Below are 25,105 nucleotides of genomic sequence, written 5' to 3'. Positions count from 1 at the left end.
CCGTCGGCGGGCGTCGGCTTCCCCTACGATGTGCGAACGTGCGCGACATCGCAGTTTTCAGTGGAACCGCCCATCCCGACCTGGCTGCCGAGATCTGCGCCCACCTGGGGGTGCCGCTGCATCCGGTGCGCGTCTCCCGGTTCGCGAACGACTGTCTGGAAGTCCAGTTACAGGCCAACTGCCGGGAGCGGGACGTCTTCCTGATCCAGCCGTTGGTGCCGCCGGTGCAGGAGCACCTGGTCGAGCTGCTGCTGATGATCGACGCCGCCCGGGGCGCCTCCGCCGGTCGGATCACCGTGGTGCTGCCGCACTACGCGTACGCCCGGTCGGACAAGAAGGACGCGCCACGGATCTCGATCGGCGCACGGCTCGTCGCTGACCTGCTCACCTCGGCCGGTGCGGACCGGGTGCTCGCCATGACCCTGCACTCGCCGCAGGTGCACGGCTTCTTCAGCGTCCCGGTGGACCACCTGCACGCGCTGCGGGAACTGGCCACCCACTTCCGGCGCTACGACCTCAGCAACACGGTGGTGGTCTCGCCCGACCTGGGCAACGCCAAGGAGGCTGCGGCCTTCGCCCGGCTGCTCGGCACGCCGGTCGCGGCCGGGGCGAAGCAGCGGTTCAGCGACGACCTGGTCAAGATCAGCGCGGTGATCGGCGAGGTGGCGGACCGGGACGTCATCGTGCTGGACGACGAGATCGCCAAGGGCAGCACCGTGGTCGAGCTGATGGAGCATCTGCGCGGCCTGAAGGTCCGGTCGATCCGGCTCGCCTGCACGCACGGCCTCTTCTCCGGCGACGCGTTGCAGCGGCTCAGCGACCAGGACGGCGTCCTGGAGATCGTCTGTACCAACACGGTGCCCATCCCGGCCGACAAGCGGGTCCCCAAGTTGCAGGTCCTGTCGGTGGCACCAGCCCTGGCCGAGGCGACGCGCCGAATCCACAACGGAGAATCCGTCTCCGCCCTCTTCGCCTGATCCACCCCCGCGCCCTTACCGCGCGATCTTGCACTTTGTGTCGTCGGAATGAGTGGTTTCGGGCGATTCGTCGGGACAGTAAGTGCAAGATCGCGCGCTGAGGGGGAGGGGTGCTCGGGGTTAGCGCGGGGTGGGGTTTTGGGTGGTTAGGCCCGTCGTGATGCGGACTGTGGTGCCGGCGGTGCCGGTGGCCACCTCCATCGCGTCGGTCAGCTCACGGGCCAGCCAGAGGCCCCAGCCGCCGGCGGTGTCCGGGGCGGGCCGACTGCGGTCGCCCAGCCGTTGCGGGCTGATCCCGTGCCCGTGATCGGCGACCTCGCAGACCAGCACACCGGACTCGTGCCAGAGCCGCAGCCAGCCGCGCCCACCGCCGTGCCGTACCGCGTTGGTGATCAATTCGTTGATCGCGAGCACGAAGTCGTCCAGCCGTTGGCCGCTGAGACCCGAGGCATGCGCGCAGGAGGTGACCGAGTGTCGAATCTCGGTCACCTGGGCCTGGTCAAAGGCTTCGGCGATCAGGAGGGCAGGTTCGATGGGCACAACCGTACGCGGTGCGTGCGGATCTGCGTTCGTCATGGGCCCGTCCCGGCGGCACATCTCGGAGTAATTCGCGGCTTTTCCACCGTACGTCAGGGTTTCCCGAACCGCACTCGCTGCTCGCCGTGCGCCGGCTCGGTTGTGGCATCCTGACCGCCATGCCGTCGCCGCCGGGTGGGTTCGAGGTGCCGCTGTGGCGTGCGCTGACCGTGTTCAGGCTGGCCTCCCTGGCGTACGTCTGCGCGCTCGCGGTGCGCGACGCCGACCGGTACGCCCACCCGTACGCCGTCGGCGCCCTGATCCTGCTGATGATCGCCTGGACCGGCGCGACGGCGATCGGGTACGCCCGACCGGCCTGGCGGCGCTGGCCGCTGCTGCTGGCCGACCTCGGTGTGGTAGTTGCCATCGTGCTGGCCACCCCCTGGGTGGTCGGCCGGACGGCGCTCACCCATGGCGTACCCACCCTGGGGGTGGCCTGGATGGCCGGCCCGGTGCTGGCCTGGGCCGTCTCCGGCGGCCGGCGGCGGGGCACCGTCGCCGCGCTGCTTGTCGCTGGCGCGGACCTGGCCACCCGGGAGCGGATCGGCCAGTCCTCGTTCACCGGGGTGATCCTGATGCTGCTCGCCGGGGTGGTGGTCGGGCACGTGGCCCGGCTCGCGGCGAGCGCCGAGGAGCGATTGCAGCGCGCTGTGGAGTTGGAGGCCGCCACCCGGGAGCGGGAGCGGCTGGCCCGGGACATTCACGACTCGGTGCTCCAGGTGCTGGCGCTGGTGCAGCGGCGCGGCGCCGACCTGCCCGGGGAGGCCGGTGAGCTGGCCCGGCTGGCCGGCGAGCAGGAGGTTGCCCTGCGGGCGTTGATCGCCGGCGCCGGCCCGGCCGCCGCGAGCCTCCCGGACGGCGGCGAGGCGGTGGACCTGCGGACCCTGCTCGGCCGGTACGCCTCGGCGGCGGTGGCGCTCTCCGCCCCGGCCACCCCGGTGCCGCTGCCCCGACGGGTGGCCGGAGAGTTGGCCGCCGCGACCGGCGCGGCCCTGGACAACGTGGGGCGGCACGCCGGCGGGCGGGCCTGGGTGCTGATCGAGGACGAGGGGGCGACGGTGACCGTGTCGATCCGCGACGAGGGGCCTGGTATCCCGGACGGTCGGCTGGACGAGGCGGCGGCCCAGGGTCGACTCGGCGTGACCCAGTCGATCCGGGGCCGGGTGGCCGATGTGGGCGGCACGGTTCGGATCGTGTCCGCCCCCGAGGCGGGCACCGAGATCGAGCTGAGCGTGCCGAGGTGACAGCGGCGAACCCGATCCGGGTGATGGTGGTGGACGACCATCCGATGTGGCGGGAGGGCGTGGCCCGCGACCTGACCGAGGCCGGTTTCCTGGTGGTGGCGACCAGCGGCGAGGGACGACAGGCCATCCGGGTGGCCGCCGCCGCCCGGCCCGACGTCGTCGTCCTCGACCTGCAACTACCCGATATCTCCGGCGTCGAGGTGATCCTGGGATTGCGCGCGGCACTGCCCGCCGTACGGGTGCTGATGCTCAGCGCCAGCGGCGAACAGCAGAGCGTGCTCGACGCGGTCAAGGCCGGGGCCACCGGTTACCTGGTGAAGTCGACAGCGCCCGCCGAGTTCCTGGAGGCGGTGCACCGCACCGCGGCCGGCGACGCGGTCTTCACCCCCGGACTGGCCGGCCTGGTGCTCGGCGAGTACCGCCGGCTGGCCGCCGGACCGGGGCGGGGGACCGGCCCGGCCGGCGCTGCCGAACCCGCGACGCCCCAGCTCACCGAACGGGAGACGGAGGTGCTGCGGCTGGTGGCGAAGGGGATGTCGTACAAGCAGATCGCCCAGCGACTCGGCCTGTCGCACCGCACTGTGCAGAACCACGTGCAGAACACCCTGGGCAAGCTGCAACTGCACAACCGGGTCGAGCTGACCCGGTACGCCATCGAACGCGGTCTGGACGACTGAGCGGACGTCAGACCGAGCGCGGCGGCTCCGTCTCGTGGATGGCCAGCTCCTCGGCCGTCGCCCCGCCCCCTGCCGATCCGGCGTCGTACGCCACCGAGTCGGTCTCCTGGTCGGTGTGCGACCCCTCGTCCGGTTCCACCAGCCGGCCTACTGTGGCGTCGGCCACCGTGCCGAGCTGACCGTGGTCGTAGAGCGAGACCGGCGAGTTCGGGTCCGAGGTCGGCCCGGGATCCATCACGTCGGCGTCCAGCTGAGCCTCCGCCGCGGCTTCCAGGTTGTCCGCCTCGAAGGCGATCTTCGGGTCGATGGTGCCGGCCAGCGGGTCGTCCGCCGGGCGCTCGTAGACCTCGCGGTCGAGCTTGTAGTCAAGCGACTCACCGTCGAGCTGCTCCTCGGCGGTCGTTCCGAACCGGTCCACCGCCACCGGCGTCCGATCGCCGGGCAGTTGGGCCGGGTCCGGGCCGTCCGCCTCGCGCCCGGTCAGGACGTCGTCGTTGGCGGTCGAGTCGTCATCGGCGGTGTCGGGCAGCCCTTGCGCCTCGGTGTCGGACAGGGGGGTCGGGTACTCGTTGTCGCGCATGTCTGATCACTACCCGCTGCCCTGCCGCCATAACCGGGCGGGCTCCGGCGGTACGTCGCCGAACCGGGCGTCGATGGCGAAAGCCCCGTCAGGCGGCCTCGTCGTCGGGGTGCAGCACACACCAGACGACCTTGCCGTCCGGTACGGCGCTGCTGCCCCAGCGGCGGGTCACGGTGTCGATCAGCAGCAGGCCCCGGCCGCCGATCCGGGTCGGCGGGGAGATCCCGGGGAACGTCGGCTGACGCGGGGAGTGGTCGTGAACCGCCAGGTGCAGGGTGGTCTCCCGAGGTGCCAGCCGAACGGTCATCGGGGTCCGGGCGTGCGCCACCACGTTGTTGACCATCTCGGTGATCGCGATGCACGCCGGGTCGGTGAGCGTCGGCATGCCCCAGCGCTCGCAACCGGTGGTGACCAGCTCGCGCGCCTGCCGGGCGGCTCCCACCGCCGGAGCCAGGTCGGCGGTGAGCACCGCCGCCAGTGGTGTCGCCGCCACAGCAGCCAGCGCCCCGTCGAGCGTCGGCCAGGCCGGCACCCCGGCGAGCGCGGCGTCCGGATGGGCAGGCCCGTCGACCGCCGGGTCACACAGCAGCAGGTCCGCTGCGGGCCAGTCGGCGACCTCCCGGCGTACGTCGGCGAAGACGCCGCGCCCGGCCGGGTCGACGACGCGCAGGCCGGTCACGTCGGCCACCACCGGGCCGGGCCGGGCCAGCAGACGGGCGAGCAGCGCCCCGCGTACCGCCTCGGCGCCGGCGGCATCGAGCACACCGGTCAGCCGGACCACCGCTGACGACTCGTCGATTTCCACGAGACAGCTCGACATGATCGCCCCATTGTGCGCGCCGGTGACGGTAAGCGCATTCGGGCGTTCGACATCGGCCATCAGCGGTCCGACCGGGAGCGGCGGTTGATGGCCGCCAGGGTGCCGACAGCGGTGCCGGCGGCGGCCAGCCCGAACGCGGCGGTCATCCGCACCAACTGTCGCCGTCGACCGTGCCAGTCGCCGTCCTGACGCGCCTGAGCATCGGGGTGGAACACGTTGCCGCTGCTGTCCACCCGGGCCCCCGGGCCGAACTGGGTGCGGTGGGCGTACCAGCCGAGGGTGCGCTCGACCAGCGCGGGCGCCAGCCGCCACTGCAGGCCGATAAGTCGGGCCGCGCCCCCGGCGTACGCCTCGCGGCGAGGCCGGCGCAGCAGCCGGACGATGGTCTCGGCGACCACCTCCGGCGGGTAGATCGGAGGAGGCGGCATCAGCTCCCGACCGCTGTGGTTGCCGGTGTGCCGGAAGAACGGGGTGTCGATCGTGGCTGGTAGCACCGTGCAGACGGAGATGTGACCGCGACCGGTGACCCGCAACTCCTGTCGGACGGTGTCGGCCAGCCCGCGGATGCCGTGCTTGGAGGCGTTGTACGCCGACTGGTACGGCATGGCCACCTCGGCCAGCACCGAGGCGTTGTTGACCAGCACACCACCACCGGCGGCGCCCAGGTAGGGCAGTGCCGCCTTGATTCCGTGCACCGCCCCGAGCAGGTTGACCTCCAGCACCCGGCGGAACTCGGCGACCGGGATCTCGTCGAACAGGCCCACGGCGCTCACCGCGGCGTTGTTCACCCAGGCGTCGATCCGGCCGAACTCGGCCGCCGCCTGCTCGGCCAGCCGCCGCACCGACTCCAACTCGGTGACGTCGGTCGGTACGACAAGCGCCCGGCCGCCCAACTCCCGGCAGTGCTGCGCGACCTGTAGCAGGGCCGGCTCGCTGCGGGCGGCCAGCACGACGGCGGCACCCCGGCGGGCCAACGCGTACGCGGTCGCCGTGCCGATCCCGCTGGACGCGCCGGTGATCACCACGGTCGAATCGTCGAGACTGCGGGTCAGCGGCATTCCTGAGCGGTACCCCCGGCCGGGCCTGGTCACACCGACGATGGCTTGTCGATCATCGTCGAAGCGTGCCGTCGCGTGTCGCGTGTGCTTGCCGTGGCGCAAGTGTCGGTGGCACTCGCGCGGACTCTTCCTGATCTGCCAGGTTTCGGCTCAGCCCCGCGGGGTTAATGGGACGCTCGACCGGGAGGACCACCGCCGAGGAAAGATCGCAGGGAGGTGACCCATGCGCGTCGGCCTCGTCTGCGCGCACGCCAGTTCCTACCGCCACGCCGACGGCCCGCCGGTCGGCACCCGACAGCACACAGCGAGGGTCGCCGCCGAGCTGGCCGAGCGAGGCCATGACGTACGGCTCTACGTGCGCCGGGACGACCCGGCACTGCCGGCGGCTGTGAACGTCGACGGCTACCAGGTGCACCAGGTGCCCGCCGGCCCGCCCACCCCACTTCCCACCGTCGAGCTGATCCCGTACGTGACCGAGGTCGGCCGCTGGCTGGCCGACGAGTGGTCGGGTTCCTGGCGGCCCGAGGTGGTGCACGGGCACTACTGGGTCGGTGGCCTGGCCGCCGCGCACGCCGTTCGGGAGACCGACATTCCGGTGGTGCAGACGTTCCACTCGCTCGGCATCGAGCAGCTGCGCCACCTGGGCGGCCACTACGACGGGCCGGGCCAGCGGATCACACTGGAGCGCGCGTTGACCCGGGCTGTCGACATCGCCGTGGCCCAGTCCAACGACGAGGTCGACGAGCTGACCCGGATGGGTCTGCAACGCAGCTCGGTCGCGTTGGTGCCGGCCGGCGTCGACATCGACCTGTTCCATCCCGATGGCGAGGCAGCACCGCGCGAACAGCGGCCCCGCATCCTCTCGGTGGGCTCGCTGGCCGCCGGGCACGGCCAGGAGGACCTGATCCGGGCGATGCGGCTGGTCGGTGACGCCGAGTTGGTGATCGCCGGTGGGCCGCCGGCCGACCAGTTGGCCAACCACGCCGAGACACGACGGCTTCGCGAGCTGGCCGAACAGCTCGGCGTCGTCGACCAGGTCCGGCTCGTCGGGGCGGTGCCGCACGACCAGATGGCCACCTGGTACCGGTCGGCGGACGTGGTCGCCTGCACGCCGCACTACTCTTCGGCCGGTCGGGTCTCGCTGGAGGCGATGGCCTGCGGGGTGCCGGTGATCGGTTACGCGATGGGCGGCCTGGCGGACGCCGTCGTCGACGAGGTCACCGGCCGCCTGGTGCCCCCCGGTGACGTACGGGCACTCGGAGTGTCGCTGCGCCGGCTGCTCGCCGACAACGCCGGTCGGTTCGCGTACGGGCACGCCGCGGTGGACCGGGTGCGCAGCAGCTACACCTGGGAACGGACCGCCGGTGCGTTGGAGCGCCTCTACGAACGGGTGGTAAGTCGCCGCAAGCCGGTCGAGGCCTAAGCCGGCAGCTCTGTTGTGGTGCGTGCCGGACGGTCAGCCCGGCCGGCCGGCACCGACCATGGCGGGGTCCCGACGGCGTGCCACCGAGCGGTGTTGCTGCGGTTCGGCGTACCGGGTCAGGCCGATCACCGCGGCCAGGGTCACCAGGAAGCCGACAGCGGCCAGCCACTCCCGCCCCGGCCAGATCTTGTCGTTGAGCAGCAGCAGGCCGACGATCGCGGCCGGCACCGCCCCGGCGGCGTCCATCGCGGCGACAGCGGCGGTCGTCGAGCCGCGCTGCATGGCCAGACCGAGCAGCAGCTGACCCACTATCGAGTGGGCGATCAGCAGGTAGAACAGCGGGTCGGCGAGGAACGCCTCGGCGGACGGCGCGGATGCCAGTGGCCGGGCGGCGACCGCGGCCGAGCTGAACGCCAGCCCGGCCAGTGAGCCGAGGGCCACCGAACCCGGTGCCCCGTGCAGCCGGACGGCAAAGAAGCCGAGCACCGCTATCACGCCCAACGCCACCAGCAGGGCGATCGAGCCGGCGGTGCCGAGCTGCTTCGACGGCGCCGGCCGGGCGGACAGCACCAATGCGGTGATCCCGGCGAAGAGCAGCGCCAGCAGCACCACCTCCGCCGCCGGCAGCCGCCACTTCAGCACCAGCACCCCGAGGATGGCGGTCACCCCGAGCCCGGCGGCCACGCTGGCCTGCACGAGGAACAGCGGCAGGTCCCGCCGGGCCAGGAAGGCGAGCACGAAACCGCCGATCTGACAGCCGAGACCGACCAGATACGTCCGGTGCCCGGCGAGGCGCAGCAGCAGGCCCGGATCGAAGGTGTGGTGGACAGTGGTGCGGGCCGCCGCCACCGACTGGAGCAGGTTGGCGAAGCCGTACGCGACGATCATCGCCGCGAGAAAGCACCAACCGGAGGAGACCACCTGGCGAGGATAGAGGTTGCCGGGGGTCAGCGCTCGGCTGGTCGATTGAGGCGGACGAGGATGTCGGCGTGCAGTACACCGTTGGTGGCCACCACGCTGCTGTCGGTGCCCGGAGCGCCGGCGGGGGCCGGTTCTCCGGCCAGATCCGTGACAGTGCCACCCGCCTCCGTGATGATCGGCACCAGCGCCGCCACGTCCCACAGTGACAACTCCGGCTCGGCCATCACGTCCAGTGCCCCCTCGGCCAACAGCATGTAGCCGTAGAAGTCGCCGTACGCCCTGTTGCGCCAGCTGTCCCGCATCAGGTCGAGCACTGCGTCGAGCCGCCCGGCTTGCTCCCACCCGTTCAGTGACGAGTAGCAGAAGCTGGCGTCCGCGATCCCACGCACCGCTGACACGCCGATCCGCTCGCCGGCCGTGGGGCCCGGCCCGGCGTACGCGCCCGCACCCGCGCTGGCCCACCAGCGTCGTCCGAGCGCTGGTGCGGAGACCACGCCGACCGCCGGTCGATCGCCGTCGTAGAGCGCGATCAGGGTGGCCCAGATCGGCACGCCGCGGACGAAGTTCTTGGTGCCGTCGATCGGATCGATGATCCACCGGCGGCCGTTCGGGTCGGCGGACGACTGCGCGCCGTACTCCTCACCGAGCAGCCCGTCGGCCGGTCGGTGCTCGGCCAGCAGGGCGCGGATCTCCCGCTCCACTGCGGTGTCCGCGTCGGAGACCGGGGTCAGGTCGGGTTTCGCCTCGACCCGCAGGTCGAGCGCGCGGAACCGGGCCGTGGCAATGGCGTCGGCCCGATCGGCGAGCAGGTGGGCGAGGGCGAGGTCGTCGGCGTACCCGGTCATGCCGGCAACCTAGCCCACGCCCGTCGGGTCACTCGTCGGGGCCGCGCCGGTCACCCTCGCCGGGACCGCGCTGGTCGTTGTCGCCGCGCGAGTCACCCTCGCCGGCCCGAGAGGCGAGCAACCGACGGTACGACGCCAGCCGGCGCGGGTCGGCCTTACCGGCGGCCACCCAGGCGTCCAGCCCACAGTCGGCCTCATCGGCGGTGTGGGGGCAGTTCGGTGGGCAGTCGACGGTGCCCTCGACCAGGTCCGGGAAGCCGTGCAGCAGGCTGTCGGCGGAGACGTGCGCCAGCCCGAAGCTGCGGATCCCGGGGGTGTCGATGATCCAGCCCGGGTCGGTGTCGATCCCGGGTACCGGTGGCAGCCGCAGCGCCACCGCGCTGGTCGAGGTGTGCCGACCCCGGCCGATCGCGCTGACCACGCCGACGGCGCGCAGCGCATCCGGAACGAGGCGGTTGACCAGCGTCGACTTGCCCACCCCGGAGTGCCCGACCAGCACCGATACCTTGCCACTGAGCAGCGAACGGAGCGCGTCGAGGTCGGAGTCGGGGCGGTTGAGCACGTACGGCAGCTCCAGCTCGGTGTAGTAGCCGAGCACCTCCTCCGGCCCGGCCAGGTCGGCCTTCGTGAGGCAGAGCAGCGGCTCGACGTCCGCGTCGTACGCGGCCACCAGGCAACGGTCGATGAACCCGGTGCGCGGCGGTGGGTCGGCCAACGCGCTCACGATCACCAACTGGTCCGCGTTGGCCACCACTACCCGTTCCAGTCGACCCTCGGCGGTGGTCTCGTCGTCGTCTGCGGTACGGCGCAGCACCGAGCGGCGTTCGGCGATCCGGACGATGCGGGCGAGAGCGCCCTCCGCGCCGGACGTGTCCCCGACCAGGCTGACCCGGTCACCCACCACCACCGACTTGCGGCCCAGCTCGCGGGCCCGCATCGCGGTCACAGTGGGCAGCTCGGCCCCCACCACGCCGCGCTCGGCCCCGGCCAGCACGCACTGGTAGCGCCCCCGGTCGACGGCGATGACGAAGCCGTCCACCGCGTCGTTGTGCTGGGGGCGGGTGCGCGTACGCGGGCGCGACGACTTTCCGGGCCGGACCCGCACGTCGTCCTCGTCGTACTCCCGCCGCTTGGTCGCCAGGACCTGTCCTCTTCTCGCGTCAGCTCTTGCCGGTCACCATCGCTGACCATAGTGCCGGGAACTCGGGCATGGTCTTGGAGGTACACCCCACGTCGTCGACCTCGATGCCGGGGACGGCCAGCCCGGCCACCGCTGCGGCGTGGGCCATCCGGTGGTCGTGGTAGGTGCGGAAGACGCCGCCGCGCAGCGGTCGGGGCCGGATCTCCAACCCGTCCGGTGTCTCGGTGATGTCCGCCCCGAGCCCGCCGAACTCGCGCGCGAGCGCGGCGAGCCGGTCGGTCTCGTGGCCACGGATGTGCCCGACACCGGTGAAGACCGACGGCGAGTCGGCCAGCATGGCCAGCGCGGTCAGCACGAGGGTCAACTCGCCCACGTCGGAGAGGTCGGCGGTCAGACCGTGCACCACGCCGGTGCCACGGACTGTCAGCCCGTTCGTGGAGAGGGTGACCTCGCCGCCCATCCGCTGGAGCAGCGAGCGGAGTTTCTCGACCGGCTGCGCGCTGCTGTGCGGCCAACCCTGCAAGGTGACCTCGCCGCCGGTGACCAGGGCGGCCGCGAAGAACGGCACCGCGCCGGAGAGGTCGGGTTCGATGTCCCAGCCGCGCCCGGTGAGCGGGCCGGGCTCGACGGCCCAGACGTCGGGGGTGCTGTCGTCGACCGCCGCGCCGGCGGCCCGCAACATCCGCACAGTCATCCGTAGGTGCGGCGCGGAGGGCACCGGCGGGCCGACGTGGCGGACCACGACGCCCCTGTCGAAGCGCGGGGCGGCAAGCAACAACGCGGAGACGAACTGGCTGGACACGGACGCGTCGAGCACCACCTCGCCGCCGGTGACCCCACCGGTGCCGAGCACCGTCAGCGGCAGGCTGCCGGCGCCGGTGACGTCGATCCGGACGCCCAGCGAGCGCAGCGCGCCGACCAGCGGGCCGAGCGGGCGGGTGCGCACGTACGGGTCACCGTCGAAGGTGACCTGCCCGTCGGCCAGGCCCGCCACCGGTGGCACGAATCGCATCACGGTGCCGGCCAGCCCGACGTCGACGTGGGCGGGGCCGGCCAGCGGGTGCGGTCGGACCAGCCAGCTCTCGTCGTCGCTGATCGAGACGTGCGCGCCCATCGCCCGCAGGCCGGCGGCCATCAACTCGGTGTCGCGGGCGCGCAGTGGCCGGGCCAGGGTCGACGGGCCGGCGGCAAGCGCGCTGAGCACCAGGGCCCGGGCGGTCATCGATTTGGAACCGGGCAGGCGCAGCGTCGCCGCCACCGGGTCGGATGCGGTCGGTGCGGTCCACGGCTGCGGCGGCCGGGTCGCGGTCAGGTTGCCCACGGTTACATTCTGCCGTGTCGGCGGATGGGCGGCGGTGCCCGGCACTCGTACTCCCGGTTGGCGGGACAGCCGACGGGGCCTCCGACGCGTTAGCGTGTGCCCCATGTGCGGCAGGTACGCGACGACCCGGAGCTCCGGCGAGCTGAGCGCGCTGTTCGAGTCGTCCGACGACTCCGACGGCCGGGTCCGGGCTGACCACAACGTCGCGCCGACCGATCCGGTGCCGCTGGTCCGGGTCAGTCCGGAGGGGCACCGCAGCCTCTGCGTCGGTCGCTGGGGTCTGCTGCCGCACTGGTCCCGGTCCGCCTCGGGAGCCGCCCGGATGATCAACGCGCGGGCGGAGACGGTGGCCACCAGTCGGGCGTACGCCGGTTCGTTCTCCCGTCGCCGGTGCCTGGTCCCGGCCGACGGCTGGTACGAGTGGGTCCGGCTGCCCGACGGCGGGCGACAGCCGTACTTCATGACTCCTCGGGACCGCTCGGTGCTCGCGCTGGCCGGCATCTGGTCGGTCTGGGAGTCCGACGCCGAGACCCGGCTCACGTTCAGCGTGCTGACCACCGCGGCGCTCGGCGACCTCGCCGAGGTGCACGACCGGATGCCGGTGTTGCTGCCACCCGAGCGGTGGTCGTCGTGGCTCGGGCCGACGGACGAGCCGGAGCGGTTGCTCGCTCCGGCGTCGGCGGAGCAGTTGGCGGGGTTGGAGATCCGCCCGGTGGGTGCGGCGGTGGGAGACGTTCGTAACGACGGGCCACAGCTGACCGCGCGGGTGGCGGTGGCGCCGACTGTGTCACCGCAGGAGCTGACCCTGTTCTGACGCTGCCGTGCATTGTCGGCCGCCGATTTGCCAGGGTTCCGAGCGATTCGTCTCCTGGCTGTTCAGTCATGTTCCCGGCAGACCCTTGTCCCGGTGTTGCGAAGTGCGATAGAACACAGCGCCGGTAGTGGCTGTCGGTCCGCACGGGGCGGACGACGTCCACAGCTTTTGCCGGTCCCACGGGGGAGGTGGGTGGATGACACGGGCACGTATGCCGCGCCCGCACGAGGTGGCGGCGGCGCGGCGAGATCCGCGACTGCTGCGGGCCGTGCGAGAACGGCGGCAGGACGACGCATGGCGCACCAGGGGAACCTGCCAGAGCGTCGATCCGGAGACATTCTTTCCGGCACCGAACGAGCCGGCGGACGCCGCCGTCGCGCTGTGTCGCAGTTGCGACGTACAGGGGTCCTGCCTGGCCTGGGCCCTCGACGTCGGTGACTGCCACGGCGTGTGGGGTGGCACCACGCCACGGGAACGACGGGCGATGCTGGTCGCCTGGCGCGGCGAGGTCGAACCCGATCCGGACGCCATCGACGACGCCGGCCCGCCGGTGCGCGATCGCCTGCTCGCCCTGGTCCCGCTGAGCTGATCGGCGGCCAGGTTCGCACCCGACGCCCGTCCGGCGGCGCAGAATAGGCCGGTGCCAGCCAGCAACGAGATCGACACCCCGCGTGGTCCGGCGTTGATCGACACCGACCTGCCGGTCCGCCCGGCCACCGCCCTGCTCGTCCTCGGGCACGGCGGGGGCGGCAGCGTCGACGCGCCCGACCTGCTCGCGGTCCGGGACGCGTCGGTGGCGGCCGGCCTGGCGGTGGTCCGGGTGACGCAGCCCTACCGGGTCGCCGGTCGACGTGCGCCGGCACCGGCAGGTCACCTCGACGAGGCCTGGGCGGCGGTGCTCGCCGAGCTGCGTGACCGGCACGCGGGCGTGCCGACGGTGGTGGTCGGTGGGCGTTCCAGCGGCGCACGGGTGGCCTGTCGGACGGCCCGTGCGGTGGGCGCGGTGGGTGTGGTCGCGTTGGCCTTTCCACTGCACCCGCCCGGCCGGCCGGAACGCTCGCGCGCCGCCGAACTGGGCACCGGCCTGCCGACGCTTGTCGTCAACGGCGACCGGGATCCGTTCGGGACGCCGGAGCCGGGACCGGCCGTGCAGGTGGTGAGCCGTCCCGGTGAGACGCACGACCTGCGCCGCGATCCGGCCGGCACCGCCGCCGCCGTGCGCGACTGGCTGTCCGCCCACGGCTGGGCGGCCAGCTGATCCGTCGCGGCCGGCTCGCCGGGACGACCGTTTCCGGTGCGGGCACGGGTCGTTGCATCCGTTGGTGCCGCCGGCCCGAGCAGGGCCGGTGACACCAGTCCTCCCAGGCCCTTCCTGGTCCCAGCGCCGGCCGCCGTCGGGGCCGGGACCAGGAACGGGGAGGACCGGCCGGAATGCCCCAGTGGTCATCTCGCGTTACTACCCCCGGACGACTTTTCTGCGAGGGGGGTGACCGGTGCCAACCGAGACACGAAGCCTGGAACGGGACGAGCGGGACGCCCGGCAGCTGAAGCGGCTGCTGGATGGCCCGGAGTGGCCCGCGACGGCGGGACCGGGCGCGGTGGGTGCGGTGAGCACGGGCACACCGGCCGGAAGTGAATCTGCGGGCAGGTCCGTGCGCGTATCCTCGGCGGGAAAGCATCCGACGCGAGGGGATGTGCGGTTGACCACCGAGAAGACGGACGAGCGCAGGGCCCGATTCGAGCGGGACGCGATGCCATTCGTCGATCAGCTCTACGCTGCTGGGCTGCGGATGACACGCAACCCGGCGGATGCCGAGGACCTGGTCCAGGAGACGTACCTGAAGGCGTACGCGGCCTTCCACCAGTTCGAGCAGGGCACGAACCTCAAGGCCTGGCTCTACCGGATCCTGACCAACACCTACATCAACTCCTACCGCAAGCGGCAGCGCCAGCCGATCCAGGCGCCCACCGAGGAGATCACCGACTGGCAGCTCGCCGAGGCCGAGTCGCACACCTCCAGCGGGTTGCGCTCGGCCGAGACCGAGGCACTGGACCGGCTGCCGGACAGTGACGTCAAGGAGGCCCTCCAGCAGTTGCCGGAGGAGTTCCGCCTGGCCGTCTACCTCACCGATGTCGAGGGCTTCTCCTACAAGGAGGTCGCGGACATCATGGGCACGCCGATCGGCACCGTGATGTCGCGTCTGCACCGGGGCCGTCGTAATCTGCGCAAGCTGCTCGAGCGCTACGCGGGGGAGCGGGGCTTCAGTGCGGCCCGCTCGGCGAAGGGCTCGACCGCCGCTGCCGGCCGGGAGGTGTGACGTGAGCTGTGGGGAGCCGCACGAGACGGACTGCCGCGAAGTGCTCGCGGAGGTGTATCTCTACCTGGATCTGGAGTGCGCCGACGAGCGCCGCTCGCTGATCCGGCACCACCTGGACGAGTGCGGGCCCTGCCTGCGCGAGTACGGGCTGGAGCAGGAGGTACGGGCGCTGGTGGCGCGTTGCTGTGGCAACGAGACAGCGCCGGATCAGCTGCGTGAGCGGCTGCGGGTCAAGCTCACCGAGCTGGTGGTCTTCGAGACCAGCGACTCTCGTGAGCTGGCCGACTGAGTGTTCGAGGTGGCCGATCGAGCGTCGGCACCAACTGGCAAGACCGGTGGCCCGGGTCGATGTCGACCCGGGCCACCGGTGTACCCGGCCTCGGCCGGCTGAGCGGCGACGGGCAGTCGGCCCGTCGACCCGTTCAGGAGTTGGGACGCTTGCCGTGGTTCGCGGCGCTCTTCTTACGAGCCTTCTTCTTCCGGGACTTCTTCGCCATGCTGACCTCCTCGTGATGGGTCGGATCCGTCCTGCGCACGACCTCGGCGCGGATGCGGCCACCGGCGGTCCGGCGTCGGGTCCGACCCGCTGATGGTAGTGCGGTCGACACCCGCCGCCTTCCCCAGGGCGGGCCTGTCATCCCGGCTGTGCCGCTGCGCGCCCACCGCCGGTCGACGCATGATTGGATACGTCGGCAGGCACGTCGCGAAAAGGGAGGGCCTGGACATGGCCGAGGAGATCCGCGCCGAGATGGTGGCCAACGTCTGGAAGGTCGTTGCCACGGCGGGTGACACGGTGACCGAGGGCGACACCCTGGTGATCCTTGAGTCGATGAAGATGGAGATCCCGGTCGTCGCCGAGTCCGATGGTGTGCTCCAGCAGCTCGTCGTCAACGAGGGCGACGTCGTGCAGGACGGTGACCTGATCGCGGTGATCGCTTGACCGGGTTGCGGGTCCGTGCGGCCGAGTCGGCCGACTTCCCGGCGGTGGCCCGGCTGACAGTGGCCGCGTACGAGGCGGACGGCCAGCTCAAGGGCGAACACGGGTACGGCGAGGTGCTGGCCGACGTGTCGACCCGAGCCGCCAGCGGCGAGGTGCTGATCGCTGTCGACGAGGTGACCGGGGCGGTGCTCGGCTCGGTCACGTTCGTGCTGCCGGGCACCCCGTTCGCCGAGTTGGCCGGGCCGGGCGAGGCGGAGTTCCGGATGCTCGCTGTCGACCCGGGCGCTCAGGGGCGGGGTGTGGGTGCCGCACTGGTCGAGGCGTGCGTCGATCGGGCGACCGAGTTGGGTTGCACGGCGGTGGCGATCTGCGTCCGGGCCGGGATGGCCGATCCGGCGCATCGGCTCTACTCGCGGCGCGGTTTCGTCCGTTCGCCGGAGAAGGACTGGTCACCGCTGCCGGGTGTGGACCTGCTCGGCCTTCGGCTGGAGCTGACGCGCGGCTGAGCCGGCGATCGACGAGCCCGGGGCCGCCACGATCACGCCCGGTCAGGCGTTGGGCTGCGTGCCGATGGCGGCCAGCAGCTCGTCGGCGACCTCCAGGGCGAGCTTGCGGCGTTCGTCGTCGCTGATGTGCGGCGCGCGGACCGCGAACCAGCTGGTGTGCACCGCGAAGATTGACAGCGCGGCGCGCAGTTGGGCGGCGGGGGAGTCGTCGCCCCGGCAGAGGGCGTCGGCCAGCTCCAACATCCGACCGCGCATCTTCTGCCCGGAGGAGAGGCTCTTGAGTGCCGTCTGGTTCTGCTCGAAGAAGCGCATCACCGACGGCTGAGTGCCGTCGAACATCGTGTCGGCGTACCGGGAGATCAGCTCGCGCCGGGTGGCCAGGGTGGCGGGCTGGGTGGCGGCCCAGGCGATCAGCGCGTCCATCCCCTCCAGCCGGTCCTCGACGAAGCTGGCGACGATGTCGTCCTTGCTTTTGAAGTGGTAGTAGAGCGCGGCCTTGGTGACATTGAGGCGCTCGGCGATTTCCCGGAGCGAGGTCTTCTCGTACCCCTGCTCGGTGAAGAGTTCGAGCGCGACGGCCTTGATCCGTTCCCGCGTTCCGCCGCCTGTGCTCTCGCTCACGCACACCCTCCAAATGGCTTGACCGTTGCTTGTACCCAACTTACCGTGCGGCTAGTAAGGTGACTAGCCGGGCGGCAAGTAAGTACGGCAATCTTCGGGGGGAGCTTACCCATGACTCAGGCAACCCAGGCCGGCACGCGACCCAACAACATCAGGGTCGTGCTGTTCGGGCTGATGATCGCGATGATGCTCGCGATGCTCGACAATATGATCGTCAGCACCGCGTTACCGCGGATCGTCGGCGAGTTCGGCGGGCTCAACCACTTCACCTGGGTGGTTACCGCGTACGTCCTGGGCACCACCGTCTCCACCCCGATCTGGGGCAAGCTCGGTGACCTCTACGGCCGCAAGTCGGTGTTCCTGACCTCGGTCGTCGTCTTCCTGGTCGGCTCCGCCCTCTGTGGCATGGCCGGCTCCGGGATGCTCGGCGGCCCAGAGGACGGCATGGTCCAGCTCATCGCCTTCCGGGCCGTGCAGGGCCTCGGCGCCGGCGGCCTCATGGTCGGCGTGATGGCGATCATCGGTGACCTGGTCCCGCCCCGCGAGCGCGGGCGCTACCAGGGCATGATCGCCGGCATCATGGCCATCGCCATGGTCGCCGGCCCGCTGGCCGGCGGGTTCATCACCGACCACCTCTCGTGGCGCTGGGCGTTCTACGTGAACCTGCCGCTGGGCGGAATCGCGCTGCTCGTGCTGATCACCACCATGCACCTGCCGAAGTACCGCACCGAGCACCGGATCGACTGGCTCGGCGCCGGGCTGCTCTCGGTCGGCATCACAGCGATCGTGCTCATCACCACCTGGGGTGGCAACGAGTACGACTGGGTGTCACTGCCGATCCTCGGCCTGGCCGTGCTGGCTCTCCTCTCGTTGGCGGCGTTCGGCCTTGTGGAACGCCGTGTCCAGGAGCCGATCCTGCCGCTGGCGCTCTTCGCCAACCGCAACTTCGCGCTGATCTCGGTGATCGGCTTCCTGCTCGGCTTCGCGATGTTCGGCGCGATGAACTTCCTGCCGCTCTACCAGCAGACGGTGCAGGGGGCGTCGGCCACCAACAGTGGTCTGCTGCTGCTGCCGTTGATGTTCGGCATGCTTGTCGTCTCGCTGGTCATCGGCCGGGCGATCACCCGCAACGGCAGGTACCGGGCGTACCCGATCATCGGTGGCGTGACGATGACGGCGGGCATGGCGCTGCTGTCCATGCTCGACACCGACACCAGCAAGCTGATGTCCTCGCTCTACATGATCGTGCTCGGCGTCGGCATGGGCTTCCTCATGCAGACGTCGATGCTGATCGCGCAGAACAGCGTCGAGCAGAAGGACCTCGGCGCGGCCAGCGGCGCGGCCACCTTCTTCCGGTCGATCGGCGGCTCGTTCGGCATCTCGTTGTTCGGCGCGATCTTCGCCAGCCGGCTGGCCAGCTCCGAGGGCGGTCGGGCCTTCGGTGGCGAGTCCGGCGGCTCCGGGATGGACCTGGAGAAGCTCAAGGAACTGCCCGCCCAGGCGCGCGAGGCGGTGCTCGGTGGTCTGTCCGACGCCATCTCGCACGTCTTCCTCTGGGCGGTGCTGTTCACCATCGTGATCCCGGTGCTCGCCTGGTTCATCAAGGAGATCCCGCTGCGCACCGCGAACGAGGCGCCGCCGCAGGCCACCCCGGAGGAGGACGCCGAGGTCGCCCTCGGCAAGGCCCCGGTCGCCTGACCCACGAACCTCCGCGATCTTGCACTTTGTGCGCGTGCATAAGCACTGTTTCCGACAAAACGGCGACAGTAAGTGCAAGATCGCGGGGTGGTGGGAGTCAGCGGCGGAGCAGGCGTTGCCAGAGCCGGCGTAGAGGGTTGCGGGGGCGGGGAAGCCGCGGGGAGTGAGTGGCCAGCAGTTCGGTGGCCAGTGCCGCCGTCGCCGGATCCAACTGCGGGGCGGCGAGTGCCAGGTGAGCGAGCGAGGCGGCGATCGGGACCGGTCGGCTCCGCGCCACGGCAGCCGCGTCGGCCAGCCGCTCCGCCACCACCCGGGCCACGTCCGACCGCACCGTCGGATCCACCCAGGCGGCGGTGACCAGGGCGAACAGCGCCGCCTCGGTGACCCAGTCCTCGACGCCCCAGATCAGATCGAGCAGCACCCGGCGCCGGGTCGAGCCCTCCCACGGCTCGTCGGTGCGGTGGTGCAGCAGCCCCAGACAGGCCCACACCTGCACTCCACGGACCCAGACCGACGGGTCGTGGGCCGCCAGCAGCCGACCCACCGCGTTGGCCGGTGCCGCCGGCGGGTGCACCAGCAGACCGAGCAGGTCGCCCAGGTCGAGGCCGGCCAGGCCCACCGCCGCGTCGTACGCCGCTGGTGGGTGCGCCCACGCCGGGTGGGCGATCTGCCCGATCCGTTCGACAGCCGTCGCCGAGGGCGCCGCCAGCGCGGGTGTGGGGACTGCGTCCGCGTAGTGCCACAACCGCTGAGCGGTCTCCCGCCGGGGCTCGCGCGGGTCGGGCTCCAGCGTGCCGACGACCTCGATCCGCAGCCCGGGGGCGGTGGAGATCGCCGTCCCGACCGCGCTCGGCGGGGCGGCGGCGGGCAGGCGTACGGCACCGCCGAGACCAAGTTCGTCATCGGCCACCGCCTGGCGCATCGCGTCGACCAGGGGCCCACCGGCCGGGGTGAGTTGGCCGAGCCAGGGACGGCCTCGGCAGCACTGGGCCAGGTCGCCGTGCTCGTGGCTGTCGTCCGGGTGGTCCCGCACGAAGTCGGCGAGCGCGACAAGGTGGGCGAGGTCACCGTCGCGCAGGTGCCGTAGGCGGTGGGCGGTGTGCACCGCGCAGTCGAACGACGGATCGCGCGCCAGCGCCCGCTCGGTCCACTCCAACGCCTCGTCCAGCCGGCCGATCTCGGCCAGGGTGCCGGCGATGTCCGCGTAGATCGCCAGGTCGTCGGGGTCCAGCTCGACGGCCCGACCGAGTGCCGCGAGGCCGTCGCGGGTCCGGCCCGAGCTGCGGTACGCGTACCCGAGCCACACCTCGCCCATCTTCGAGGGCTGTGCGCGTACCCCTCGGGTGGCCCAGCGGACCGCCAGCTCGACCTCGCCGAGGCGCCGGGCCAGCGCGGACGCCGCGCCCAGCAGCAGGCCGTGTTCGGGGTGCACCGTGGCCGCGTTGCGGGCGAGCGTGAGGTACGGGGTCAGCGGGGCCCGGCCGATCCTCGGCACCGGGTCGGGCAGTGCGGCACAGACCTGCATGAGGACGCGGGCGATGTGCTCCGGTTCCAGTCGTTCGGCCAGCTCGGGCGCGGTGACCCAGGGCACGCCGGCCCACTCGGTGCCGGGCGCGTACGACGTCGCCGCGGCCAGCAGCTCCAGCCCTTCGGCGGGGCGCCCGGCCGTGGCGAGGAGGTGGGCGCGGGCGACGACAGCACCGACGAACGTGTGGTGGTTGATCGGGAAGAGGTCGAGGCCGCCGCCGCTCGACACGGCGAGCCGGGCCAGCGTCTCGTGCACCTCCGGCAGTGTGGGGGCCCGCGCCAACGCGCCGGCGAGGTGGCCGGCGGCGTGGTGCAGGTCGCCCTCGTCGAGTGCCAGCCGGGCCAGCGCCAGCTCCTCCGTCGCGGAGAGCGCGGGATCGTCCGTTCCCTCGGGCACGTCGTCCTCTCGTGGCAGTTAGACCGGGTGTAACGGGTAAAGCGTAGTTGATGTTGAGATCAACTGGTGATCACGTGCGCAGTCCTGCTCGTTCGATTGCTGAGATACGCTTAAAAGTGCAAGACTGAGCAAGAATCGCGCGGCAACCGCGCAGGGGGAGGGGTTTCCGTGACACGTGCAGGGGCTGGAATGGCCGCCGACATCGACGAGCAGCCGGCTGGCTACGCGCGCCTACTCTCGGCTGCCAACGCCGCCGAGATCGCCCGGGTGGCGGCGGTCATCGCGGAACGTCGGCCACGGCACGTGGTCTTCACCGCGCGGGGCACCTCCGATCACGCGGCGCTCTACGGGGCCTACCTGACCGAGATCCGGCTCGGCCTGCCCGCCGGGCTCGCCTCGCCCAGCGTCGTCACCCTGTTCGGTGCCCGCCCCGACCTCTCCGACGCGCTTGTCGTCGGGGTCAGCCAGAGCGGCGGCTCGCCCGACCTGGCCGAGGTGCTGCGCGCCGCCCGGGCCTCCGGTGCGCTGACCCTCGCGGTGACAAACGCCCCCGACTCGCCGCTGGTCGACGTGGCCGAGCTGAGCGTCGACATCGCCGCCGGGCACGAGCGGGCTGTGGCTGCCACCAAGACGTACACCGCCGAGCTGCTCGCCCTGCTGATGCTGGTGGAGGGCATCCGGGCCGGCGACGGCGTGCTCCCGAAGGCCGAACGGGAGGCGCTCGACGCACTGCCCGAGCTGGCCGCCCGCACCCTGGCCGACGGCACCCCGGCCCAGCTCGCCCCGCGCTACCGGTTCGCCCGTCAGCTTGTCACCACCGGCCGGGGCTACGCCTACCCCACCGCCCGGGAGGCCGCGCTGAAGCTGATGGAAACCTCGTACCTGCCGGCGCTCGCCTTCTCCGGCGCCGACCTGCTGCACGGCCCGCTCGCGATGACCGACCCGGAGGTCCCGGTGCTCGCCGTGGTCGGCTCCGGTCCCGGCGGCCGGTCGATGGGTGAGGTGCTGCCCCGCCTCGGCGAACGCCGCGCCGACGTCGTGGTGGTCGGCTCCGCCGACGTGCCGGGCGCCACCCGGCTGGCCGTCCCCGAGGTCGACGAGCGGTACGCCCCGCTGCTGGACATCCTGCCGATGCAGCGGTTGGCGCTGGCCCTGGCGCTCACCCGAGGCGAGGACCCGGACGCGCCGCGCGGGTTGAAGAAGGTCACCGCGACGATGTGAGGCGCGGCGTGGCACCCTGGTCACCGTGTCCACGCTGCGCGACCTCGCCGAGGAGCACACCCATCTCCGTCCGGCCGACATCGACCACCTGCACCGGATCGCCGGCGACTGGCAACTGCTCTCCGATCTGTCCTTCGCCGACCTGCTGCTCTGGGTGCCGGTCGACGCCGACGGCACGTTCCTCTGCGTCGCCCAGGTGCGCCCGACCACCGCACCGACCGCCTACCAGGACGACCAGGTGGGTCGGATCGTCGGCGGGCCGGAGGTGGCCCACCTGGGAGTGGCGTACTCCCAGGGTCGGATCTGGCGCGAGGGTGACCCGGTCTGGTACGGCGACGTGCCGGCCCGGCACGAGGCGATCCCTGTTCGGCTGCGTACCGCCGAGGGGGAGGCCGGCGAGGTGATCGCCGTGGTCGGGCGGGACACCAACCTCTCCACCGCGCGTACGCCCAGCCAACTGGAGCTCAACTACCTCACCACCGCCGACGACCTGGCGCAGATGATCGCGGACGGCACCTTCCCGCCGCCGCGGCATCCGGGCGAGACCACCTCGGCGCCCCGGGTAGGCGACGGCCTGGTCCGGCTCGACGCCGGCGGCAAGGTCACCTACGCCAGCCCGAACGCGCAGTCCGCGTACCGCCGACTGGGCTACGCCTCCCACCTGGTGGGGGAGGACCTGGCCGCGTTGCACCGCCGGTTGGCCGGTGACCCGCTGGACGGCACCGAGGCCTCGAACGGCATCCTGGCCGCGCTGCGCGGTGAGGCGCCACCCCGCCGTGAGATCGACGCACGAGGTGCCACGATGCTCACCCGGGCGCTGCCGCTGATGCCGGCCGGGGTGCCGATCGGAGCGTTGGTGCTGGTCCGGGACATCACCGAGGTCCGCCGCCGGGACCGGGCACTGATCACCAAGGACGCCACCATCCGGGAGATCCACCACCGGGTGAAGAACAATCTCCAGACGGTGGCCGCGCTGCTGCGGTTGCAGGCCCGCCGGGTGGCGATGCCGGAGGCCCGGGTCGCGCTGGAGGAATCGGTCCGTCGGGTCGCCTCGATCGCCCTGGTACACGAGACGCTCTCGATGTCCAGCGACGAGGCGGTGGAGTTCGACGGCATCGTCGACCGGGTGGCCAGCGCGGCGACCGAGGTCGCGGCGACCGAGGTGAGCGTCGGCATGCGGCGGCGGGGCAGCTTTGGCGTACTGCCGGCGGAGATCGCCACCTCGCTGGTGATGGTCCTCAACGAGTTGCTGCTCAACGCCGTCGAGCACGGCTTCCCGCCGGCCGACGAGGCGGAGGAGACCCCGGCGGCCGCGGCTTCCGGCATGGTGCCGGTCGCCCCTCCCGAGATCGACCCGTCACTGCGGCCCGAGGTGGTGGTCTCCGCGCACCGCTTCCGCAAGATGCTGCACGTCTCGGTGACCGACAACGGACGCGGCCTGCCCCCGGACTTCGACGCCGAACGCGGCAGCCGGCTCGGCCTTCAGATCGTCCGAGCCCTGATCACCGGGGAGTTGCGCGGCACCATCGAACTGCGTGCCGGCGCCAACGGTGGCACCGAGGCAATGCTGGTCGTCCCGCTGGCCCGCAACACCCACGACGGCCGCTCGCAGACCTGAGCCGCCGCCCGCCGGCCTGCCCATGGACGGACCGGTCAGCGGTCGGGGCGGTTGGTCAACAGGGCGACTGTGAGGCCGGGGCGCTGCCAGACCTGGGCGACCGTGAAGTCCGTGCGTAGTGCGTCGCCCTTGGCGCCGGGCACGGCGGCCAGCGGCTCGGCGTGCCGGCCGGAGACGACGAGCCACACCCGTGTCGTACCGGCCAGGCACGGTGCTGGCTGGGGACACTCGGCGGCCCACAGGTCGCCGCGGCGGACCTCGTCCTCGGTGACCAGCACGTCTCGGGGTGGGTCGCTGATGTGGTACTCGATGCCGAGGTCGAGGAAGAGCCAACTGTGCCGGGGCGAGTAGACCACAGCGTCCCCCGGGCGTTGGCCGTCGGCGATCACCCGGGCCGCCCCCGCGTAGTCCACCGGCGCGCTGCGCGGCCACTCGTGGGTCCGTCGCAGCGCCGCCTGGTCGGGTAGCCCGAGCAGCCCGGCCAGGACCACCACGACGAGCGCGGCCGGAGCGGCCACGGCGGCCAGCGCCGCGCCCGCCAGCAGGCACGCGAAGGGCACCACGAAGACCAGGTACCGGGGCACCCACAGCGGTACGACAGTGCCGGCGGCGAAGAGCAGCAGTACGGGCAGCAGCACCGCGCCGACCGGCAGCAGAGAGCGCCGCCCGAGCCGGGCCGCGCCCAGCGCGGCGACCCCGAGCAGCAGGCCACCGACCACACTGCTCTGGGCCACGCCGCCGGGCAGCGCGGTCAGGTCGTCCAGCCGGGCCAGGTGGACCCAGTTCAACTGCCGGGACTGCTGGGTGCGGGCCTTGACCAGCAGCGGGCCGGCCAGCAACGCGACCGGCACCACGGCGACCAGCCACCGCCACACCCGCCGGTCCCGCTCGGCGTCGGGCTGGGCCGGGGTGGCGATGCCGGCCGGGGCCGGGCCGCGCCACCAGACGATGAGGACGACCAGCGCGTGGGCGGCGAGCAGTGTGAGCGCGATCAGGTGGATGAGACCGAGAGCAGCGACGGCGGCGGCGTAACCGGCCCAACGGGCCCAACTCGGTCGACGCAGCGCGACCACCAGCAGCACTGTGGCGAGCACGGCGAGCATGGTGGCCAGCGCGTAGGGGCGAGCCTCCTGCCCGTAGCGGGAGGTGCCGGGGAGCACCGCGAACAGCAGCCCGGCGAAGAGGCCGGCGCGTCGGTCGACGAGCAGCGCGCCGAGCACGGCGAGCAGCCCGGCGGCCACTGTCATCGCCAACACCGCCGGTACGCGCAGGGCGATGGTGGAGTCGCCGAAGACCCCCGTCCAGAGATGCATCAGCAGGTAGTACGGCCCGGTGGCGGCGTCGATGGTGCCGGCCAGTCGGGCCAGGTCGCCGAGCGACCGCGTGGCAGCGCTCCACGTCGCCAGTTCGTCGCGCCAGAGCTGGGCGGAGCCCAGCCCGGTCACTGTCACCGCCACTGTCAACAGCGCCGGCGCGAGCCAGACCGGCAGGCGGCGCAGGTGCTCCCACGCCGCGCCGGCCGACCTCTCGGACAATTGCCGCACGGTCCGAGCCTGCCACGACCACCCCCTCCGTGGGCGTCACCGGCGCTCTCCCCGTTATGCCCGAACTGTCCTTGGTGACCAGCTGGTCGGCTGAGCTCCGGCCCGTGATGTGGGATCCAGCACGCGGACATTGGCCGGCCCCCATGGGGTGTGGCAGCATGGGCCCATGACCGCCGCAGTCGTCCGCCGCTTCGTGGCACGTCGCCACGTCGATTACGGCCGCGTGCGCAGCGCGATCTGTCCGGCCTACTGACGACGCCCGACCATTCTGTCTCGGGCGCGCTCCGCGCCGGCTGTCTGAAGACACCGTTGTCCCGC

At 72.2% G+C, this 25,105-nt stretch carries 26 protein-coding genes; 15 read left to right on the top strand and 11 right to left on the bottom strand.

What is annotated here, in order from left to right; translation table 11 throughout:
• The first annotated feature begins 38 nt into the window (after positions 1–38).
• Positions 39–977, top strand: coding sequence for a ribose-phosphate pyrophosphokinase (locus tag AB0C19_RS21520; RefSeq protein WP_357187961.1), 939 nt, complete (start codon positions 39–41; stop codon positions 975–977).
• A 120-nt stretch (positions 978–1,097) separates the two neighbouring features.
• Here the strand turns inward: AB0C19_RS21520 and AB0C19_RS21515 are convergent, their stop codons facing one another.
• Complete coding sequence (locus AB0C19_RS21515) at positions 1,098–1,553, bottom strand: ATP-binding protein (protein WP_357187959.1); 456 nt, start codon at positions 1,551–1,553, stop codon at positions 1,098–1,100.
• A 119-nt stretch (positions 1,554–1,672) separates the two neighbouring features.
• Here AB0C19_RS21515 and AB0C19_RS21510 point away from each other — a divergent pair, with 119 nt between their 5' ends.
• Together AB0C19_RS21510 and AB0C19_RS21505 are read left to right on the top strand one after the other, a co-directional pair.
• On the top strand, positions 1,673–2,797 hold the full coding sequence (locus AB0C19_RS21510; protein WP_357187957.1) for a DUF5931 domain-containing protein: 1,125 nt from the start codon (positions 1,673–1,675) through the stop codon (positions 2,795–2,797).
• 23 nt (positions 2,798–2,820) lie between these two features.
• Positions 2,821–3,474 (top strand): response regulator transcription factor, encoded by a 654-nt coding sequence (locus AB0C19_RS21505; RefSeq protein WP_196924633.1) that lies wholly within the window; start codon positions 2,821–2,823, stop codon positions 3,472–3,474.
• A 7-nt stretch (positions 3,475–3,481) separates the two neighbouring features.
• Here AB0C19_RS21505 and AB0C19_RS21500 read toward each other — a convergent pair whose 3' ends face one another.
• The 3 genes from AB0C19_RS21500 to AB0C19_RS21490 form a co-directional block, all read right to left on the bottom strand.
• Positions 3,482–4,054, bottom strand: a complete 573-nt coding sequence (locus AB0C19_RS21500) for a DUF5709 domain-containing protein (RefSeq protein WP_091406114.1) — start codon at positions 4,052–4,054, stop codon at positions 3,482–3,484.
• Positions 4,055–4,142: 88 nt separating this feature from the next.
• The gene (locus AB0C19_RS21495) at positions 4,143–4,874 is read right to left on the bottom strand and encodes an ATP-binding protein (protein ID WP_357187955.1); all 732 of its coding nucleotides are present in this window, start codon (positions 4,872–4,874) and stop codon (positions 4,143–4,145) included.
• 59 nt (positions 4,875–4,933) lie between these two features.
• On the bottom strand, positions 4,934–5,932 hold the full coding sequence (locus AB0C19_RS21490) for an SDR family oxidoreductase (RefSeq protein ID WP_357187953.1): 999 nt from the start codon (positions 5,930–5,932) through the stop codon (positions 4,934–4,936).
• A gap of 223 nt (positions 5,933–6,155) precedes the next feature.
• On the opposite strand from AB0C19_RS21490, the gene AB0C19_RS21485 reads away from it, so the two are divergent.
• Entirely contained in the window at positions 6,156–7,355 is a 1,200-nt protein-coding gene (locus AB0C19_RS21485; protein WP_357187951.1) for a glycosyltransferase, read from the top strand.
• A gap of 33 nt (positions 7,356–7,388) precedes the next feature.
• On the opposite strand, the gene AB0C19_RS21480 is transcribed toward AB0C19_RS21485, so the two are convergent.
• From AB0C19_RS21480 to aroA, 4 genes are read right to left on the bottom strand one after another with little or no spacing between them, the layout of a single operon-like run.
• Positions 7,389–8,243, bottom strand: a complete 855-nt coding sequence (locus AB0C19_RS21480) for a hypothetical protein (RefSeq protein WP_238688493.1) — start codon at positions 8,241–8,243, stop codon at positions 7,389–7,391.
• A 59-nt stretch (positions 8,244–8,302) separates the two neighbouring features.
• Positions 8,303–9,121: a histidinol-phosphatase gene (gene hisN / locus AB0C19_RS21475; protein ID WP_357187949.1), complete on the bottom strand. Its 819-nt coding sequence runs from the start codon at positions 9,119–9,121 to the stop codon at positions 8,303–8,305.
• 28 nt (positions 9,122–9,149) lie between these two features.
• Positions 9,150–10,226: a ribosome small subunit-dependent GTPase A gene (gene rsgA / locus AB0C19_RS21470; RefSeq protein ID WP_357187947.1), complete on the bottom strand. Its 1,077-nt coding sequence runs from the start codon at positions 10,224–10,226 to the stop codon at positions 9,150–9,152.
• Positions 10,227–10,281: 55 nt separating this feature from the next.
• Positions 10,282–11,583 (bottom strand): 3-phosphoshikimate 1-carboxyvinyltransferase, encoded by a 1,302-nt coding sequence (gene aroA / locus AB0C19_RS21465; protein ID WP_357187945.1) that lies wholly within the window; start codon positions 11,581–11,583, stop codon positions 10,282–10,284.
• A 103-nt stretch (positions 11,584–11,686) separates the two neighbouring features.
• On the opposite strand from aroA, the gene AB0C19_RS21460 reads away from it, so the two are divergent.
• From AB0C19_RS21460 to AB0C19_RS21425, 8 genes are all read left to right on the top strand, one after another.
• On the top strand, positions 11,687–12,397 hold the full coding sequence (locus AB0C19_RS21460) for an SOS response-associated peptidase (protein ID WP_357187944.1): 711 nt from the start codon (positions 11,687–11,689) through the stop codon (positions 12,395–12,397).
• Positions 12,398–12,593: 196 nt separating this feature from the next.
• Entirely contained in the window at positions 12,594–12,986 is a 393-nt protein-coding gene (locus AB0C19_RS21455) for a WhiB family transcriptional regulator (RefSeq protein WP_091406097.1), read from the top strand.
• 51 nt (positions 12,987–13,037) lie between these two features.
• Entirely contained in the window at positions 13,038–13,655 is a 618-nt protein-coding gene (locus AB0C19_RS21450; protein ID WP_357187941.1) for an alpha/beta family hydrolase, read from the top strand.
• 235 nt (positions 13,656–13,890) lie between these two features.
• Positions 13,891–14,715: a sigma-70 family RNA polymerase sigma factor gene (locus AB0C19_RS21445; protein ID WP_357187939.1), complete on the top strand. Its 825-nt coding sequence runs from the start codon at positions 13,891–13,893 to the stop codon at positions 14,713–14,715.
• A gap of 1 nt (position 14,716) precedes the next feature.
• Complete coding sequence (gene rsrA, locus AB0C19_RS21440) at positions 14,717–15,004, top strand: mycothiol system anti-sigma-R factor (protein WP_030490399.1); 288 nt, start codon at positions 14,717–14,719, stop codon at positions 15,002–15,004.
• A 59-nt stretch (positions 15,005–15,063) separates the two neighbouring features.
• Entirely contained in the window at positions 15,064–15,228 is a 165-nt protein-coding gene (locus AB0C19_RS21435) for a hypothetical protein (RefSeq protein WP_210784647.1), read from the top strand.
• Between the two features lie 205 nt (positions 15,229–15,433).
• Entirely contained in the window at positions 15,434–15,655 is a 222-nt protein-coding gene (locus tag AB0C19_RS21430) for a biotin/lipoyl-binding carrier protein (protein WP_181518367.1), read from the top strand.
• Positions 15,652–16,161, top strand: coding sequence for a GNAT family N-acetyltransferase (locus AB0C19_RS21425; RefSeq protein WP_357187936.1), 510 nt, complete (start codon positions 15,652–15,654; stop codon positions 16,159–16,161). Before AB0C19_RS21430 ends, AB0C19_RS21425 begins: the two co-directional genes overlap by 4 nt.
• A 42-nt stretch (positions 16,162–16,203) precedes the next feature.
• On the opposite strand, the gene AB0C19_RS21420 is transcribed toward AB0C19_RS21425, so the two are convergent.
• Positions 16,204–16,788, bottom strand: coding sequence for a TetR/AcrR family transcriptional regulator (locus AB0C19_RS21420; RefSeq protein ID WP_357187934.1), 585 nt, complete (start codon positions 16,786–16,788; stop codon positions 16,204–16,206).
• Between the two features lie 105 nt (positions 16,789–16,893).
• On the opposite strand from AB0C19_RS21420, the gene AB0C19_RS21415 reads away from it, so the two are divergent.
• Positions 16,894–18,480, top strand: coding sequence for an MDR family MFS transporter (locus tag AB0C19_RS21415; protein ID WP_357187932.1), 1,587 nt, complete (start codon positions 16,894–16,896; stop codon positions 18,478–18,480).
• 97 nt (positions 18,481–18,577) lie between these two features.
• Here AB0C19_RS21415 and AB0C19_RS21410 read toward each other — a convergent pair whose 3' ends face one another.
• Positions 18,578–20,404 carry a tetratricopeptide repeat protein gene (locus AB0C19_RS21410; protein WP_357187931.1) on the bottom strand — a complete coding sequence of 609 codons (1,827 nt, stop codon included), beginning with the start codon at positions 20,402–20,404 and terminating at the stop codon, positions 18,578–18,580.
• 189 nt (positions 20,405–20,593) lie between these two features.
• Between AB0C19_RS21410 and AB0C19_RS21405 the strand changes: the two genes are divergently transcribed.
• Both AB0C19_RS21405 and AB0C19_RS21400 read left to right on the top strand, forming a co-directional pair.
• Positions 20,594–21,625 (top strand): SIS domain-containing protein, encoded by a 1,032-nt coding sequence (locus tag AB0C19_RS21405; protein ID WP_124776247.1) that lies wholly within the window; start codon positions 20,594–20,596, stop codon positions 21,623–21,625.
• Positions 21,626–21,650: 25 nt separating this feature from the next.
• Positions 21,651–23,243, top strand: coding sequence for a histidine kinase N-terminal domain-containing protein (locus AB0C19_RS21400; protein ID WP_357187929.1), 1,593 nt, complete (start codon positions 21,651–21,653; stop codon positions 23,241–23,243).
• A gap of 35 nt (positions 23,244–23,278) precedes the next feature.
• On the opposite strand, the gene AB0C19_RS21395 is transcribed toward AB0C19_RS21400, so the two are convergent.
• Positions 23,279–24,787, bottom strand: a complete 1,509-nt coding sequence (locus AB0C19_RS21395; protein ID WP_357187927.1) for a glycosyltransferase family 39 protein — start codon at positions 24,785–24,787, stop codon at positions 23,279–23,281.
• Positions 24,788–25,105: the final 318 nt, after the last annotated feature.

It is taken from the genome of Micromonospora sp. NPDC048842 (assembly GCF_040649935.1).
GTDB lineage: Bacteria > Actinomycetota > Actinomycetes > Mycobacteriales > Micromonosporaceae > Micromonospora > Micromonospora hortensis.
This window is presented reverse-complemented; position numbering and strand designations above follow the sequence as displayed.